The 17,410-nt window shown below is 40.0% G+C and carries 12 protein-coding genes; 6 read left to right on the forward strand and 6 right to left on the reverse strand.

All coding sequences use genetic code 11. The features are described from left to right. Positions 1-43 precede the first annotated feature (43 nt). Positions 44-1,612, reverse strand: coding sequence for a sensor domain-containing diguanylate cyclase (locus AC27I2_RS16050; protein WP_249310683.1), 1,569 nt, complete (start codon positions 1,610-1,612; stop codon positions 44-46). Between the two features lie 305 nt (positions 1,613-1,917). On the opposite strand from AC27I2_RS16050, the gene AC27I2_RS16055 reads away from it, so the two are divergent. The 3 genes from AC27I2_RS16055 (at position 1,918) to AC27I2_RS16065 (ending at position 6,641) form a co-directional block, all read left to right on the forward strand. Next, positions 1,918-3,729: a glycoside hydrolase family 3 protein gene (locus AC27I2_RS16055; RefSeq protein ID WP_487204853.1), complete on the forward strand. Its 1,812-nt coding sequence runs from the start codon at positions 1,918-1,920 to the stop codon at positions 3,727-3,729. Between the two features lies 1 nt (position 3,730). After that, positions 3,731-4,456, forward strand: coding sequence for a 5-oxoprolinase subunit PxpA (locus tag AC27I2_RS16060; protein WP_058405420.1), 726 nt, complete (start codon positions 3,731-3,733; stop codon positions 4,454-4,456). A 160-nt stretch (positions 4,457-4,616) separates the two neighbouring features. Beyond that, positions 4,617-6,641, forward strand: coding sequence for a S9 family peptidase (locus tag AC27I2_RS16065; protein WP_487204854.1), 2,025 nt, complete (start codon positions 4,617-4,619; stop codon positions 6,639-6,641). A gap of 591 nt (positions 6,642-7,232) precedes the next feature. Here the strand turns inward: AC27I2_RS16065 and AC27I2_RS16070 are convergent. Continuing rightward, entirely contained in the window at positions 7,233-8,834 is a 1,602-nt protein-coding gene (locus AC27I2_RS16070) for an isocitrate lyase (RefSeq protein ID WP_138528394.1), read from the reverse strand. A 233-nt stretch (positions 8,835-9,067) separates the two neighbouring features. On the opposite strand from AC27I2_RS16070, the gene AC27I2_RS16075 reads away from it, so the two are divergent. After that, positions 9,068-11,248 (forward strand): malate synthase G, encoded by a 2,181-nt coding sequence (locus tag AC27I2_RS16075; RefSeq protein WP_138528392.1) that lies wholly within the window; start codon positions 9,068-9,070, stop codon positions 11,246-11,248. Positions 11,249-11,521: 273 nt separating this feature from the next. Here the strand turns inward: AC27I2_RS16075 and AC27I2_RS16080 are convergent, their stop codons facing one another. The 4 genes from AC27I2_RS16080 to AC27I2_RS16095 all read right to left on the reverse strand — a co-directional run bounded on the left by AC27I2_RS16080 (position 11,522) and on the right by AC27I2_RS16095 (position 16,240). Then, positions 11,522-12,247 (reverse strand): YebC/PmpR family DNA-binding transcriptional regulator, encoded by a 726-nt coding sequence (locus tag AC27I2_RS16080; protein WP_058405417.1) that lies wholly within the window; start codon positions 12,245-12,247, stop codon positions 11,522-11,524. Between the two features lie 121 nt (positions 12,248-12,368). Continuing rightward, positions 12,369-12,986, reverse strand: a complete 618-nt coding sequence (locus AC27I2_RS16085) for an HAD family hydrolase (protein WP_487204855.1) — start codon at positions 12,984-12,986, stop codon at positions 12,369-12,371. A gap of 312 nt (positions 12,987-13,298) precedes the next feature. Further along, positions 13,299-13,793: a DUF6702 family protein gene (locus AC27I2_RS16090; protein ID WP_487204856.1), complete on the reverse strand. Its 495-nt coding sequence runs from the start codon at positions 13,791-13,793 to the stop codon at positions 13,299-13,301. Continuing rightward, entirely contained in the window at positions 13,793-16,240 is a 2,448-nt protein-coding gene (locus AC27I2_RS16095; RefSeq protein WP_487204857.1) for a M1 family metallopeptidase, read from the reverse strand. Before AC27I2_RS16095 ends, AC27I2_RS16090 begins: the two co-directional genes overlap by 1 nt. 558 nt (positions 16,241-16,798) lie before the next feature. On the opposite strand from AC27I2_RS16095, the gene AC27I2_RS16100 reads away from it, so the two are divergent. Further along, entirely contained in the window at positions 16,799-17,035 is a 237-nt protein-coding gene (locus tag AC27I2_RS16100) for a hypothetical protein (protein WP_487204858.1), read from the forward strand. Between the two features lie 135 nt (positions 17,036-17,170). Further along, positions 17,171-17,407, forward strand: a complete 237-nt coding sequence (locus tag AC27I2_RS16105) for a hypothetical protein (protein WP_058405412.1) — start codon at positions 17,171-17,173, stop codon at positions 17,405-17,407. Positions 17,408-17,410: the final 3 nt, after the last annotated feature.

Genomic DNA, 17,410 nt, shown 5'->3' on the forward strand with positions numbered 1-17,410 from the left:
CCTTATTCCAGCTAAAGGTTAATTAAGGTTTAACATGTGTAAATTAACTGGGCTCTGCCACTACACAGCGGTTACGGCCATGCTCTTTAGCATGGTATAGGGCTTTGTCTGCACATTTGTATACTTGGTCTATGTTATTGCTGTGGGTTGGCCAAGTTGCAATTCCGATTGAAACGGTAATGAACCCGATTGTTTCCATTTGAGTTGTTTCCACCGTGGTGCGTAATCGTTCTGCTATTTTTAGGGCGCTTTGGCTGTCCTCATGAGGCAATACAAGTAAAAACTCCTCACCACCAATACGCGAGACAATATCCCCTTTTCGAGAGATATTTTTTATAATGTCAGCTAATATTTTAAGTGCTTCATCGCCTTTATCGTGCCCAAAAGTGTCGTTTACACGCTTAAAAAAATCGATGTCTATTTCTAAAATAGCGAACGGCGTGTTGTTAAGCATAAGCTGGCTGAGCAAACCATTTAAGCTTCTGCGATTATGTGTGTTTGTGAGCGGATCGGTTTGAGCATCGTGTTTTAACTGGCCGATTTGTGTATGCAATATATTTACGCCGTTAAGCATAGCGAGCTTTAGCTTTTGGCTTTCAAAGTACCACGATTTAATGCGTTTTAGTTTATCTATACTATTTGCTTCGTCGAGCCTATTAACGCTATTAGCCAACTGTTTTAATGGCCGGGAAATAAAATGCGAGAAAACACCAATGAGTATAAAAGTCACTAATGCCATGGGAAGTGTTCTTGCAAATACTTCCATAATTAATGTATCTAGAGAAGAAAGCGTTGCTTTTACTGGGCGCTGAGCAACAATCCCCCAATTCGCAGCTGTTACAGGTGCAAACCCTGCAAGCATTTCTACATTTTTACTATTTAATACTGTAACTTGGCCCGACTGCCCTGTTATAACCGCATTGATCACCTTGTTATTGGTAACGCTTGTTCCTATGCGTTTTTTGTCTGGGTGGTATAATATTTGTTTACTCCCGTCGACCACATATATGTGCGAGCCTCCTTCATAAAAATGTTGCTCTAGAAGATCATTTAATATGTTTCTTTCTTTTAGATAGAGCGAACCGCCAACATACCCTAAGTAATTACCGTTTTTATCAAACAAGGGATGCGAAATAAAAATAATTAAATTTTTAGCCGCCGACATATACGGCATACTAATTAATGGTTTTTTTTCTTTCAAAGCTTGTGATGAGCCTGGTGAGGAAATTGATTTCCCTATAATTTCAGGTAAATAAGGAGACGTAACATGTATGATTCCATTTTTATTTATAACAACTGAATTAAAGCTATTTGTTTGCAAATTTAAGCGCGTTACTTCTTCTTGTAATAGTGAAGCATCGTTAATGTTTTGCTCAATTTTATTTGCAGAATAGGCCAGCTGTTGTTTTGCTGACTCTAGGAAATTATCGGTTGCTGAGGCAAGTTTATTAGCATAGGCATAATTACTTTTTAATGTGTGATTTATCAATTGCTCTTTTTGTACTTGGTATGTGGAATAAAAACTACTAATAAGCGTTGCCAACGACGCAGAAAAAGCCAACAGCACAATAAGAAGACGAAGATTAAGCACAGGAAATAATTTATTCAGCAAAAGTAAACTGCCCACAGTACACTGCCATTACAGCAAGTACTTTGTTAAAGAGTATCTACGATTATACCTCGTCACTCATTAATTATCTAATATTTGAGCACATAGTGTATTTTTAATAACCAGCCAAATAACCATCTATTACACTGTGACGTTATATTTCCCCGTAGTAACTAGGCTGCGCTTATTTTGCAGTTATATAAAAAAATAGATAAGCTGCTTTCACTTGTTCATTTTATTTAGCTTTGGAGTGTATTTTGCTAAATAAGTATGTTTTATCGTCAATTATTTTTATATCTGGGTGCTTAATGCCATCACTTACTACGGTTGCAAAACCGGCTCTTTCTCTTGAGCAAAAACTAGGACAAAAGTTAATACTCGACTTTCGTTATTTTTGTGAACAAGGCGCACGTGCACATTGCAGAACACCAATGACAGAGTTACCAAAACCATTGGCACAAGCAATCAGCGACTATAACATTGGTGGCGTTATATTGTTTTCAGAAAACACCCAGTCAATTGAACAAACTATTGCGCTTAATAACCAACTACAAACCGCTGCCAGTAAATCAGCAAGCAAACTGCCGCTATTTATATCAATAGATCAAGAAGGCGGCCGAGTTGCACGGCTGCCGCGTGATGTTGCAACCTCGTTTACGGGTAATATGTCTATTGGTGCAACCTATAAACAGCACGGCGTTGACTTTGCGACTAAATCAGCAACCGTTATTGCCAAGGAGCTAAGCGCACTGGGTATCAACGTCAATTATGCACCCACCATTGATGTAAATATGAACCCAGACAATCCGGTAATAAATGTACGCTCGTTTGGTGAGAACCCACAACGTGTGGGTGAGCTCGGCGCAGCACAAGTTGCTGGCTTTGAAAGTAATGGCATAATTACATCGCTCAAACATTTCCCGGGGCATGGCGATACTCACGTTGATAGCCATACAGGGCTTCCTAATGTTGGCCACTCAAAAAGTATTATTTACGAACAAGATTTAGCCCCCTTTAAACATATTATTGCCGAACAAAACCCCGGTATGATCATGACAGCGCATATACAATATCCGGCGCTTGATAGTTCAACGTTTGTCTCTGTAGAAGGCAAAACAATGGTTAAACCCGCCACTATGTCGCGCACTATCATTACCGATATTTTAAGAGGTGAGCTTAACTATAAAGGTGTGGTAGTTACCGACGCACTCGATATGGCAGGGATCAGTCAGTTTTTTTCACCCACTCAAGCGGTTATAAATACGTTTTTAGCTGGTGTTGATATTGCGCTTATGCCAATAGAAATAAGAACTCCCGATGATATAACAAAGCTTGATGAGCTTATTAAGTCGTTAGTTAACGCTGTTAAATCAAATCAGTTAGATGAGCAAGAAATATCACAATCGGCTGCGCGTATTGTTTCACTTAAAAATGCATTTGAGTTATCCACTGAGTTTGATCCTATCAATGCAGTCGTTCATGCAAAAAGTATAATAGGTAACGAACAGCACAGACAAGTAGAAGCAGAGCTTGCTCTAGCAGCAATAACACAAGTAAAAAACACACAAAATACATTGCCGCTAAATTTAAATGATGGCCAACACATACATATTATTATGCCCGACACACGCAAATGTATGGCTATGCAACAAGCAATTGAATCGGTAAGTTCATCGTCTATTACGTTCAGCTGTAGCAGCTTACAAGGGTTTGACTCTGCGAAAGCAACCCTGAGCATTAAAACCGCTGATGTTGTTATAGCGGGTAACGCCACGCCCAATCAAAGTGCGGTTGAGATTGGCGGTATGGATGACTTAGCCGATAACCCAAGCTTTGCTTTAAATAACGCAGAGCAACCTAAGGCGCTTGAGTCACTGCTTGCCATGGCTAATAAATTTAATAAGTGTACTGTATTTATAAGTTTGAGAGCCCCTTACGATATCGCCAAATTTGGCGACTATGCTCACAGTGTATTGGCCTCTTATGCTTACAATATTGATGTAGACAAGCATGAGCGTGTTTCAGGCCCAGCGTTTACCGCACTCGCTAAAGTAATAGTGGGGCAAGCCACTGCCAATGGCACCTTGCCTGTTACCATTAAACCGCAAAAAGGCCATTAACATGAAACTCAATTGTGATTTAGGCGAAAGCTTTGGTTCATGGAAAATGGGCTTGGATGATCAAGTTATGCCGCATATTAATATGGCTAATATTGCTTGTGGTTTTCATGGCGGTGACCCAGATGTAATAGCAACAACATTAAAGTTAGCTAAACAAAACAACGTAATGGTGGGGGCACACCCAAGTTACCCCGATCTTCAGGGGTTTGGCCGACGCTCTATGGCGTTATCAACAAGCGAACTAACTAATTGTATTCATTATCAGATAGCGGCTCTTGAAGGCATGGCAAAAATACAGGGGCTAACTTTAAGCTATGTAAAACCACATGGTGCGCTTTATAACGATATGATGGCTAATAACGACCTATTAGCAACCGTTATATCTGCTGTCGCGAGCTACCCAAGCAGATTAAAACTGATGATTTTAGCCACCAAAAACGCTGAAAAACACGTTCAGTTAGCTAAACAGTTTAATGTTGAATTAATACTCGAAGCGTTTGCAGACAGGCAGTACACCGATGAAGGCTATTTAGTTTCTCGTAAGCTCGATGGCAGCGTGCTAAATAAGCACGCCTTATTGGCGCAGGTAAAACAGCTATTGCAAAATGGCAGTGTAACCACACGCTCAGGTAAGCAGCTTATGCTTAATGCGCACAGCCTATGTGTTCATGGCGACAATAATGATGCAATTGAACTCATCAAAGAAATAAAAGTACTTTGTGACTAAAGTTTACTAATACGTGAAAGCTGTAAACCCCCTTTACAGCTTTTATAACTCTACTAAATTAATGCAATCATAGAGTTAATTATGAGCTTCATCGCATTGTGCTGTTAATTTAATAATTCCTCACTTATAACTGTACATACGTTAACAACAGGGATTAATAATGAAACAGTTTTTAGCTCTTAGTCTTATATTAAGCGCAAGCCATTTAGCCAGCGCAAAAGACGATACACACACATTGCAACTTCAAGATATATTCGACTTAGAATACGCCAACCAAATAGATATTACCGACAACGGCAAAACCGTTTATTTTGTGCGAAACCGCATGGATATAAAAACAGACCGAAAAGTCGGAAACATTTGGTCTGTTGATTATAAAACCAAACAAATGCAGCCACTAACGTCTGGCGTGCATATGGACTACTCCCCTGTTTTATCGCCCGATGGTGAGCGCTTAGCGTTTATTTCTACCCGCGATGGTAGCAGCCAAATTTATATGAAGTGGCTTAAAACCGGTGCTATTGCCAAAATAAGTAATTTAACCAGTAGCCCTCGCGCTATTAACTGGACTCCCGATTCAAGCCAGCTTGTGTTCAGTATGTTTGTACCAAGCAAAACCGTAACACCTGTCAATTTACCAGGAAAACCTAAAGGGGCTACGTGGGCAGAGCCTGCTAAATTTATTGACGATGTATACTATAGAGCTGATGGCGGCGGCTACTCACAAAAAGGCTTTAATCAGTTATTTATACTTGATGCTAACGGCGGAAATGCTAAGCAACTTACCCGTGATGAATTTGATAGCGCTGGCGATGTCAGCTTTAGTAAAGATGGTAGCTCACTGTATTATTCAGCTAATAGGCATGAAAATAACCAGCTTAAACCCACAAATACTGAAGTATATAAGCTAAACCTTACTACATTAACCATTGAAGCCATCACTGATAGAAATGGCCCAGATCAACAGCCAAAAGTCTCGCCTGATGGTCGTTACCTTGCTTATACTGGCTACGATGACAAGCGCACTAATTACGAGAACACTCAACTTTATATTCGTGATTTAAAAACCGGTGATACCCAAAGCCTAACTAGCGATTTCGATCGCAGCGTTGGCCAAATAAAATGGAACGCAAATTCAAAAGGCCTCTATTTTAGCTATGCCGATGAAGGCCAAACCGCACTCGCCTACCAACCTCGTAGTGGTAAACGTAAGGTGATCACCGAAAAAATTGGCAGTGTGGCATTCGGCCGACCATACTCAGGCGGGGATTTTGATGTAAGCAATAACGGCGATATTGCTTTTACACTTGCCGACACTCAACGCCCTGCAGATATAGCAACTATTAAACGCGGTAAAACTGAGCGTTTAACCACGCTTAATAGCGATGCGCTGGGTGATAAACAACTGGCTAAAGTAGAAGAGATTTGGCTTAAATCAAGCCATGACCAATTACCTATACAGGGCTGGATTGCCTACCCGCCAGGATTTGATAAATCTAAAAAATACCCTCTCGTACTCGAAATTCATGGCGGGCCAGTGGCTAATTACGGCCCTCACTTTAGTGCCGAAGTTCAGCTTTTTGCAGCAAAAGGTAATGTGGTGTTATACATGAACCCGCGCGGAAGTGACTCATATGGGAAAGAGTTTGCACAAACTATTCATCATAATTACCCAAGTAATGACTTTTATGACTTAATGACTGGGGTTGATGCACTTATTGCAAAAGGATTTATTGATGAATCTAAACTATTTGTTACCGGAGGCTCTGGCGGAGGTGTACTAACTGCTTGGATTGTTGGTCACACTGACCGATTTGCTGCTGCCGTTGTTGCAAAACCCGTTATAAATTGGATCAGCTTTGTACTAACTGCTGACTTTTATCCTTTTTTTGCTGATTACTGGTTTCCAGGCAAACCTTGGGACCACATTGAGCATTATATGAAACGCTCGCCAATTAGTTATGTAGGTAATGTGACTACCCCTACAATGCTACTAACAGGTGAAGCTGACTACCGAACACCCATTTCTGAAACAGAGCAATACTACCAAGCGCTAAAACTACAAGGTGTAGACACCGCTATGGTTCGTATACCTGCTGCATCACATGGCATTACAGCGCGCCCGTCTAACTTAATGACTAAAGTGGCTTATATTCAATGGTGGTTTGATAAGCACAGTAAATAACTTTTCATTTGAGTTGATTATTAAAAGCCACTTTTTTAAAGTGGCTTTTGTATATATGCAAAGTGTAAACCCCCTTTACATTTTAATGACACATCTCATATCGGACTTAACCCATTTCTCAGTTAGTAAAATTTCGGTTTATAGCTTTTTTTATAACTTGAGTTAGTAAAAAACCGGTTTGAGTCACTGTTTATAGCCTTTCAGTTAGTAAAAATTTGTTTTGTGGAAGGTAAGCGTTGGTAAAAAATCGGTTTATAAATTAAGTTTAAGCGCTAAAAACAGCAAAAATTAACGCATTTCAATACTTTCATTGCTCTTTTAAGCCCCTTTACAGCAAAATAATACTTACAAAACACTTTAATTAAGCGGTTAGTTAAACTCTGATCTACAAATACGGTTAGCTAGTTAAATCGTGATCTGTGTATCTGTTGTTAGTAAAACTATGATCTACAATACCTAAGTAACCTGATGTAAGCCTTATTCCTCATAAAAAATCGCTTTAAATATGGCTAAAGACCTTGTTATTAAGAAAGACTTTATTGCGCATAAAAAAAGGGCCTTACGGCCCTTGAGTAACACTATCTAGAAATTTTAGAACTGGTTCATGGTGTTATCTTCACCACCGGCTTTTAATGCGTTATCACCAGAGAAGTACTCTTTATGTGTATCACCAATGTTTGAACCTGCTAGGTCTTGGTGTTTAACAGAAGCCTGTTCACGACGAATTTCTTGACGTTGAACATCACGCACATAAGCAAGCATGCCTAGGTCACCAAAGTAGCCCTCTGACAAAATATCTGTGCTAAGTGCTGCTGTGTGGTAAGTAGGCAGCGTAATTAAGTGGTGGAAAATACCTGCTTCACGTGCACCATCACGTTGGAAGTTCTGTACAAGTACGTCAGCAGCAGCGGCAAGCTCTGTTGCATCCATTTCTGGCGCCATCAATGCTTTGTTGTCGCCTAAGCTTGGGTATGCGCTAAGGTCGCGGCCTTCTTCGGCCCACTCTTGATAAACTTGCTCACGGAACTTAAGCGTCCAGTTAAATGAAGGTGAGTTGTTGTAAACTAGTTTAGCGTTTGGTACTTGCTCTTTAACGCGGTTTACAAGTTCAGCAATTTGTTTTACGTGCGGCTTTTCAGTTTCAATCCACAATAAATCTGCGCCCGATTGAAGGCTAGTAACACAATCAAGTACTACGCGGTCTTTCTCCGTTCCTTCACGGAACTGGTACAGACCATTTTCAAGGCGAGTTGGCTTACAAAGCTCACCGTTAATTTTCATCGCCGTATCACCCTCGTTCAAGTCCTCTACGCCATTAATAGGTGTCGTCTCTAAGAAGGCATTATACTGGCTTGCTAAATCACCTGGAGTTTGTGATACCGGTACTTTTTGAGTCAAGCTAGCACCTAATGAGTCAGTACGAGCAACAATAATACCGTTATCGATACCTAGCTCTAAAAATGCATAGCGAACCGCATTAATTTTTGCTAAAAAGTCTTCGTGAGGTACGGTTACTTTACCCGCTTGGTGACCACATTGTTTAGCATCAGATACTTGGTTTTCGATTTGAATAGCACATGCACCGGCTTCAATCATTTTTTTAGCAAGTAAGTAGGTTGCTTCTTCGTTACCAAAACCGGCATCAATATCAGCAATAATTGGAACCACGTGCGTTTCAAAGTTGTCGATTTTATCAAGCACAGCTTGAACGTCGCCGCCATTCGCTTTTGCCTCGTCTAGATCATTAAATAAGTGGTCAAGCTCACGGGCATCGGCCTGCTTTAAAAATGTGTAAATTTCTTCAATAAGCGCTGGTACAGATGTTTTTTCGTGCATACTTTGGTCTGGTAACGGACCAAACGCAGAGCGAAGTGCAGCAACCATCCAACCACTTAAGTAAACATAACTACGTTTAGTTGTTTTTTGGTGGCGTTTAATAGCCATCATCATTTGCTGGGCAGTAAATCCATGCCAACACCCTAAAGACTGTGTGTACTGGCTTGTATCTTTATCGTAAGCGGCCATATCTTCACGCATTACGTCTGCTGTGTATTGAGCAATTTCAATCCCAGTGCGAAAACGATTTTGTAAACGCATGCGAGTTGCATACTCTGGGTTAATTGCCTGCCATGCACTACCTTGAGATTGGCATAAAGTAGAAAGTGTATCGGTTTCGCGTTGATATGTTGTCATAATAAAGTCCTTCGAACGGGTATATAAATAATTTATGTTGTGAGAGTGGCAACGTTGCTAGTGCTCCGTAGCGCTTAGTTCAACATTAGGCTTATTTTTCAGATTTAGTAAATTTATAGTTTTTATTACGACTATATTTTTTGTGAATATCAAAAACACACTCAACATGACTTTTTTACGTTATTGTTGCTCAAACGCACAAATACTATGGCGACCGTTTAAGGAAGGCAATTATGACCCACACTCTCACACATTCAGGACTCAGCGTAGATTTAGAGCTTGCTGACTTTGTTAAAACTCAACTACTACCTGGTACACACTTATCAGAACACCAATTTTGGCAAAGTTTTGCAAAAATTGTTCAAACACTTACGCCAATAAACAAAGCATTACTGGCCAAACGAGAACAACTGCAGCAACAAATTGATCAATACCACAATGAAAATAAAACGTGGAATAGCGAGCAATACCAACGCTTTTTAAGTGACATTGGCTACCTTGTACCAGAGCCTGCTAATTTTAAAATTGAAACACAACAGGTTGAACCCGAAATAGCTGTTACAGCAGGCCCACAGTTAGTTGTTCCAGTAAGTAACGCACGCTTTGCACTCAATGCGGCTAACGCACGCTGGGGCTCTTTATACGACGCCTTGTATGGGACTGACGTATTAAGTGAAGATGACGGAGCCGAAAAAGGCACTACCTATAACCCTGTTCGTGGCTTTAAAGTAATGGCATACGCACGCCAGTTTTTAGACAAAGCACTCCCGCTTGAAAACGGCTCGCATATAGAAAGCACTAACTATTCTGTTGTAAACGGCGCACTGGTTATTACGCTACGTGACAGCTCTCAAACCACGTTAGCTGATCCATCTCAGTTAATTGGCTACCAGGGAGAAGCACAAAATCCAAGCGTTGTATTACTTAAGAACAACGGTTTACATATAGAATTACAGATAGATCATCATCATATTATTGGCCAAGCTGATAAAGCGGGTTTAAAAGATGTGGTACTTGAAGCGGCTCTAACCACTATTATGGATTGTGAAGACTCTGTAGCCGCTGTCGATGCACAAGACAAAGTACAGGTTTATAAAAACTGGCTTGGTTTAATGCAAGGTAATCTGGTTGAATCGTTTAAAAAAGGCGATAAAGTCGTAGAGCGTACGCTGCAGAGCGACAGAACATATACCTCTATTGATGGCACCGCTATAACACTTAAGGGCCGTAGTATGATGTTTGTCAGAAACGTTGGCCATTTAATGACAAACCCAGCTATTACTGACGTTTACGGAGAGCCGGTTTTTGAAGGCATAATGGATGCAATGTTTACTGCCACAGCTGCCCTACATGACTTAAATAAAACGTCTGGTGTAAAAAATAGCAGTGCACAGAGCATTAATATTGTAAAACCTAAGATGCATGGCCCAGAAGAAGTTGCGTTTACAAGTACACTCTTTACCCATGTAGAAGAGGCATTAAACTTACCAAAAAACACCTTAAAAATGGGTATTATGGATGAAGAACGTCGTACATCTGTAAACTTAAAAGCATGCATAAATGAAGCAAAACAACGTGTTGTATTTATTAACACTGGCTTTTTAGACCGTACAGGCGACGAAATTCACACATCAATGCAAGCGGGTGTTGCGCTCCCTAAAGCCGAAATAAAACAACAGCCGTGGATCTGTGCTTACGAAGATCGCAACGTCGATATTGGCCTTGCCTGTGGATTAAGCCAAAAAGCTCAAATAGGCAAAGGTATGTGGCCTATGCCTGATAAAATGGCGCTAATGATGGAGCAAAAGTTAGCACACCCTAAATCGGGTGCTAATACAGCATGGGTGCCCTCGCCTACTGCTGCAACGCTGCATGCTATGCATTACCATGATATAAATGTTTTTAGCGAGCAAGACGCAATCGCTCAGCGTGCCATAGCGAGCCTTGACGACCTGCTTACTCCACCACTGATGCAAGACCCATCGTCACTTTCAAAAGAAGATATACAAAGTGAGCTGGAAAACAATGCGCAAGGTATTTTAGGTTACGTCGTAAGATGGATAGACCAAGGTGTAGGCTGCTCTAAAGTGCCAGATATTAACCATGTCGGACTAATGGAAGACAGAGCAACACTTAGAATTTCAAGCCAACATATGGCTAACTGGTTATTGCATGGTATATGTACACAAGAACAAATTACATCCACAATGGCAAAAATGGCTAAGGTAGTAGACGGCCAAAACGAACACGATAAAGCCTATACCCCAATGGCCAGCAGCCCTGAAACACTAAACAATAGTATTGCGTTTCAAGCTGCCCTCGCCTTAGTACTTGAAGGAACAACACAACCTAGTGGCTATACTGAACCGTTATTACATAGCTACCGTATACAGTATAAGTTACAGCAAAGTTAATACACTCCAAATGTTTAACGCTGTATCTTAATTGTTTATTTCGTGTCAAAACCAGCCTCAGGGCTGGTTTTTTATTATTTAAATTAAATAATAAGCACACCGGTATTCATATCAATGTGTATAAATACAATAAAAAGTGCACATTTTAAAATAGAAACACATAAATCAATAACCTCTATGAATACCTAACATTTCTGTAAATACAAAAAAGCGTGTTTTGTATACACAAAACACGCTTTTTAATTTTATTTGCTATAAATAAACGAAGTTAGGTTATTTTTTTATAATTGCATTGTGATAAACATTTTGTACATCATCACAGTCTTCAAGCATGTTTATAAATTTATCGAAGTTAGCAATAACCTCTTCGTCCTCAATATCAATGTTAACTTGAGGGATAAAAGTAATTTCGTCTACCTCAAAGTTAATACCTTCAAATGCGTCTTCAAGCGCTGTTTTAGCCTTAAAGTATTCTGTAGGCGGTGCAAAAACCGAAATTTTTCCATCTTCAGCCTCTACATCAGCAACGTCAACGTCTGCCATCATTAGCGCTTCTAATACAACTTCATCGTCATCGCCTGCAAAACCCAATACCGCGTAATGATCAAACATGTGCGCTACACAACCAGGTGTACCTATTTTTGAGTCAGTTTTAGTAAACGGCAAACGCACATCTTTAATTGTTCTGTTTGGGTTATCGGTTAAGCAATCAACAATTACCATACAGTTGCCAGGGCCATAACCTTCGTATCGAGCAACAGCATAGTCCTCTCCTGCTCCACCGGCTGCTTTTTCTATTGCTTTGTCGATAACATGTGCAGGAACTTGATCTTTTTTAGCTTTTTCGATTAGACGACGCAAAGTTTGGTTTACTTCAGGATCGGGTTCACCATTTTTAGCCGCAACGTAAATTTCTTTACCGTACTTTGAATTTACTTTTGTTTTTGCATTGGCTGTTTTGATCATAGAACTTTGACGAACTACAAATGCTCTGCCCATTATGTGCCTCTAATAAATACATTACTTTTTAATATTTTAACAATTCAAAGCGAGTTGGGCTAGTAAACCTTACGTGCATTTTATAGGTAATGTATACAACTGAAATTAATCAGCGGCTAATTTAACATAACTCTACTTTTTTAGCGTAGCTTTCAACTAAAGCAACTAAGTCGTAAAAATCATGCAAAACGTAATCGGCTTGATCTGCATAAGACGGCGTTTCATCTGGAGCGTATAAACATGCACGCATTTTAGCATTGTGTGCTGCCTGAATGTCGTACAAATAATCGCCCACATACAGCAGGTTATCAGCACTTATGCTCCAAAGCGTAGCAATGGCATTTAATGCACTCGGATCAGGTTTAGCGGGTGCATCACTTCGTGTAAGCACTGTACTGATAGGAAGGGGGTTATTTTTTAATTTAAGTGCAGCGGCTTTGTCAAAATTGCGCGTCACGATTGCCATCGGAATATTTCGTTCATGTAAAAGTGCAATGGCTTCACTTACGCCAGGTAGTAACGTGGCATGTTGGGCGTCTAGTAATTCATGCTGATGAACAATGTTCATTGCCTCTTCGCGCATGTAAGGAGAAGGAAGTTCCGCTATAAAGTCGAGTAAATCTTCGTTATCGGGACAGCCAATTTGGGCTTTAATAAGTGAAAAGTCGAGCTCTGACGATACTAATGTACCATCTAGATCAAAAATAACACCATGGATAGCCTCTACCTGAGTCGCCATACCAATCCTTGTTTGTGAAAATAATTAGTTAAGCTTTTTTCAAACATAAAATTCTCTGAACTTACACCCTTAAATGGGAACAGTTAATACTAATTATATTTAAATTAATAGTGCGAGGTGTACATTAACTTCAAAGCAACTACCAATGAAAAGAAGCTTAGCAGCTAGTTGTATGTTGCGCAAAACAAGGTAAATATAAACAACCTAGATTTTTACGTATCTCAATATTTTACCGATCAATTATGAACACAGCTTAAACAGCGCATTAAAATGCGCACTTAAACAAAGTGCGCATTGTGTATTAATGATGAGTTAGTTAGTCTCAAAGCGAGCTTCAAGCCAGGTATCGTCTTGAGCAAAGTTGAGGGTTTTAACCCTACCTTTGCCTTCAACATTGACCATATTTACTTGCGATGGCCACAAATCGCGCAGCGCACCGTTACTCATTTTTATCCCTTCAATTCCCTCTGGGATAGGCGCCTCTTGGTAAACCCAAAAAAACTTACCGTCAACCTGCGCGCCAACAAAGCTTAGGGGCACAGCGTCACCATTTAATGTTTGCAAAGCCACATGTGACTCAACATATTTGGCAAAGCGTTGTTGATCAGTTTTATTGCTAATTATGTCTATTTTGCCTTTAAACAAACTACCAACCGCATGCTCTGTATCGTGCAAGTAAAATCGATGCATAAGCTCAACGTTGTGGGTTCTTTTGTTAAAAAGTACGGTTGTAACAGATGACTTTAATTGATGCGCCAAACTTGGCGCAGCAACTAAAAGGCAAACAACAATAAGCAAAAAACGCATTATTGCTGTTCCTCAACGTCATCTTTTTCGTCTTTTTTCTCATCGCTCTTAAGCTCTGTTTTAATATCTTGCATGATATCGCGACTCACTTTAGCTTTGCTCTTACTCTTTTTAAACACTTCAATACGTGAAGGGATAATACGACGCGGGTAGTTATTGTTTTCTATATCGACATCTGCTGTTTCCCATCGCGGATCAACGCTTACTGATACAAGCGGTTTATCTTTATCTGTAACAATAAGCTTTTGCACGTTTTTATGATTACGACGCCAAATTTCAGCAGGTATATAGCGCTCTTCTTTGCTACCATCTTCGTACGTGAGCTCAAGTAAAATAGGCATTACCAAACCACCTAGGTTTGAAAATTCCATTACGTAATAGTTTTGATCGTCACTTAATGCGCGGTCTAGCGTTTTACGCTCCCACGGCTCAAGCCCTTTTAAAAACTTGTTGTAAGCATTACGCTCTTTATTCGTTACCGTAAAACGGTCATTTTCGTCGTAAAAATCGGTAATATCAGGGTTCTGCTCAACCCATGTTTTTTTACCTTTAGCGCGGTTACGCTCAACAAATAACGATGTTGGCTTATCGGCTTCAATATCACGTAGGCGACTGTAGTCAATATCTGGATTTTTAGTATCTAAACGAAGTTGATACACTTTATCCAGCGAAATATCTACATGGTCTGTGGTGTAAAACCAACCACGCCAAAACCAATCTAAATCAACACCTGAAGCTTCTTCCATAGTACGGAAAAAATCAGCAGGAGTAGGGCGCTTATACTTCCAGCGTTGAGCATACTCTTTAAACGCAAAGTCGAATAAATCACGACCTAAAATCACTTCACGTAGAATGTTAAGCGCGGCAGCAGGTTTAGTATACGCATTAGGACCTAAGCGAAGTACGCTATCTGATTGCGTCATAATCGGCACTTGAACTTCAGATTTCATGTACGACACAATATCACGAGGCTCAACACCCCACGGAATAGTAGGGTCCCACTCGCGCCCAGCAACGCCATCTAAAAAGCTATTTAGGCCTTCATCCATCCACGTCCATTGACGTTCATCAGAGTTAACAATCATTGGGAAGTAGATATGACCCACTTCATGAATAACAACGCCAATTAAAAAACGTTTCTCTGATTGAGAATAAGTGCGTGTACCGTCATCTTGTAACTTAGTACGCGGACCGTTGAAAGTGATCATTGGGTATTCCATACCACCTACCGGACCATTTACCGATTGTGCAGTTGGGTATGGGTAATCAAACGAATACTTTGAATACACTTCCATTGTGTGTACTACTGATTCTGTAGAGTATTTTTTCCATAAGTCGCCACCCTCTTTAGGGAAAAACGACATTGCCATTACAAGTGGCTGAACATCGCCACCTTGCTGATACCCTTTTGCATCCCACATAAATTTACGTGAAGACGCCCACGCAAAATCACGAACATTTTCGGCTTTGAAGCGCCACGTTTTAGTTTTATCTGTGCCTTCTTTTTCGTTTTCGAGTGCCTCTTCTTCGGTCACTATAAACACTGGGCGCTTAGCCGTTTCCGATTGCTTTAAACGTTTACGCTGTGTGCTTGTAAGTACCTTACTTGGGTTATCTAACTTACCTGTTGCCGAAACAATGTGATCAGCGGGTACTGTAATTTCTACATCGTAGTCGCCAAACTCAAGGGTAAATTCACCCGACCCTAAAAAGGCTTTGTTTGTCCAAGCTTCGTAATCTGTGTACGCTGCTAAACGCGGAAACCACTGTGCAAGTAAAAATATATCGTTGCCGTCTTTTTCAAAGTGCTCATAACCTGAACGCGCGCCTACAGCATCTTCTTCAACAATATTGAACGCAAAGTCCATGCTGAACTCAACTTCTTTACCTGGCTTTAGCGGCTCATTTAAGTCGATACGCATTAATGTATCTACAATTGTTACACGTAGTGCTTTGCCGTCTTCGTCTTTAACATTGCTAATTGCAAAGCCAAGCTCGTTATCGCTCATAAACTGCTGACGACGCAACTGCCCTAAGCTAAGTTTTGCTGGCTTTTGCGCTGGTAAGCTTTCAAGTGTGCTTTTAAATGTTTTTGTAGTTTCAGCAATTGAATCGCTTTTAAAAATATTTTGATCTAACTGTAACCATAAATATTTTAATGTATGCGGCGAGTTATTTTTATACTCAATACTTTGGCTTGCACTCAAACGACGTTTTTTTTCATCTAATTTCACGTCAATATCGTAATTTACTTTTTGTTGCCAGTAATTTTCACCCGGCTCACCCGCTGCGCTACGATACACATTTGGTGTAGGTAATGCCTCGTCTAATTGACGAAACTTATCAACGAACGACCCTTTTGTTTGTTCAACTGAAGACGCAAAAGCACCGCCCGACATTACCACTGGCAATAAAAGCGCACTTAGCGTAAGACTTATTTTTTTCATTGTTAGTCCTAAATTAATTTTGTGATCATACTGTGTCAAATATAGTCGTTTTCTTCAATTAAATAGCGACCAAACACCCTATTTTTAGGGTGGTATTCACTGATAATTAAAACAATAAAATAAGAATAATATGTTACCTATTTCAGTTCATAAGAAAGTGTAAAGGGGGTTTACAATTTACAAGCCGAATAGGGTATTAAAAAGCAAAGGTATTAACCGCACTAATAGCTTCAGGTCAAGTTCATCAAATTAGGGCGTGTTGATCTTTGATGGTTGAATTTGCAGCAGCATGTTTGGCTTTTAGGCAAGGCAGAGTCTATGTAGTGTGGTTATTCCCCATAAATAGGCGATAACGCAGCATAAATGCCAAACAGGCGCTGCCCTTCGGGTTCTGCCTAGGGGCGATAAACTCTTTGTTACTCGGTTTTTACTTAGCCCACTAGGTTACAAACCTCGCGCCGCGATTTAATCACCCCTAGATTGAACAAATTTCACTCCGCAAAGGTCAACACGCCCTAAATTACAGTAAAATTAAGTGACGTTTTTTAGGTCCTCCATATGAAATTTTACATTGTGAAAAAGGCCCAACAGTTAGAAGCGATCCCTGCCAATAAAGAGCTACTACAGCACTACAAAAACAATCATTATTCGTATGTTAATGTTGTGTCTGCCTGCAATAAAGAAGATGCACTAAAACGCCTTAACACTGAACAAAAACACAGTAAAAAACGGCTAATAATTGGCGCAAATATTGCGGTGATTTCACTAATTTTAATTATTTGTACGATAAATTAAAAATACGGTAGTTTTTGGTTGATCTTTGTAGCCATTTGTATTTAAAATCGCCCACCTTTTTATTTGAGGCAAATAAATTACTAATATTTATCCTCAAATACAGTATCGATTACTAGTAAGAAATGCGGTGGGCTTATGGATTTTTATATCCTAAAAAAACAACAAGAACTAATTGCAATCCCAGCCAACGAAAACAGCTGTAAGCAGTATCTTGATTCAGGTTATTTTTACATTGACAAAGTAGCCGCTTGTAATGAAACGAATGCGCTTAAAAGGCTACAAACAAAGCAAACAAAAACGTTAAAAAAACCTCTGCTACTTGCATTAATTGCTTTGCCGATGATTTTTGGCATTTGGTACAGCTTAAGCTAACAG

This window comes from Pseudoalteromonas sp. NH0006-46 (assembly GCF_057547735.1).

Coding starts and splice junctions, on each gene's coding strand:
- AC27I2_RS16055 (WP_487204853.1), top strand. CDS start 1,918: ATGCCATCACTTACTACGGTTGCAAAACCGGCTCTTTCTCTTGAGCAA.
- AC27I2_RS16060 (WP_058405420.1), top strand. CDS start 3,731: ATGAAACTCAATTGTGATTTAGGCGAAAGCTTTGGTTCATGGAAAATG.
- AC27I2_RS16065 (WP_487204854.1), top strand. CDS start 4,617: ATGAAACAGTTTTTAGCTCTTAGTCTTATATTAAGCGCAAGCCATTTA.
- AC27I2_RS16070 (WP_138528394.1), bottom strand. CDS start 8,834: ATGACAACATATCAACGCGAAACCGATACACTTTCTACTTTATGCCAA.
- AC27I2_RS16075 (WP_138528392.1), top strand. CDS start 9,068: ATGACCCACACTCTCACACATTCAGGACTCAGCGTAGATTTAGAGCTT.
- AC27I2_RS16080 (WP_058405417.1), bottom strand. CDS start 12,247: ATGGGCAGAGCATTTGTAGTTCGTCAAAGTTCTATGATCAAAACAGCC.
- AC27I2_RS16085 (WP_487204855.1), bottom strand. CDS start 12,986: ATGGCGACTCAGGTAGAGGCTATCCATGGTGTTATTTTTGATCTAGAT.
- AC27I2_RS16090 (WP_487204856.1), bottom strand. CDS start 13,793: ATGCGTTTTTTGCTTATTGTTGTTTGCCTTTTAGTTGCTGCGCCAAGT.
- AC27I2_RS16095 (WP_487204857.1), bottom strand. CDS start 16,240: ATGAAAAAAATAAGTCTTACGCTAAGTGCGCTTTTATTGCCAGTGGTA.
- AC27I2_RS16100 (WP_487204858.1), top strand. CDS start 16,799: ATGAAATTTTACATTGTGAAAAAGGCCCAACAGTTAGAAGCGATCCCT.
- AC27I2_RS16105 (WP_058405412.1), top strand. CDS start 17,171: ATGGATTTTTATATCCTAAAAAAACAACAAGAACTAATTGCAATCCCA.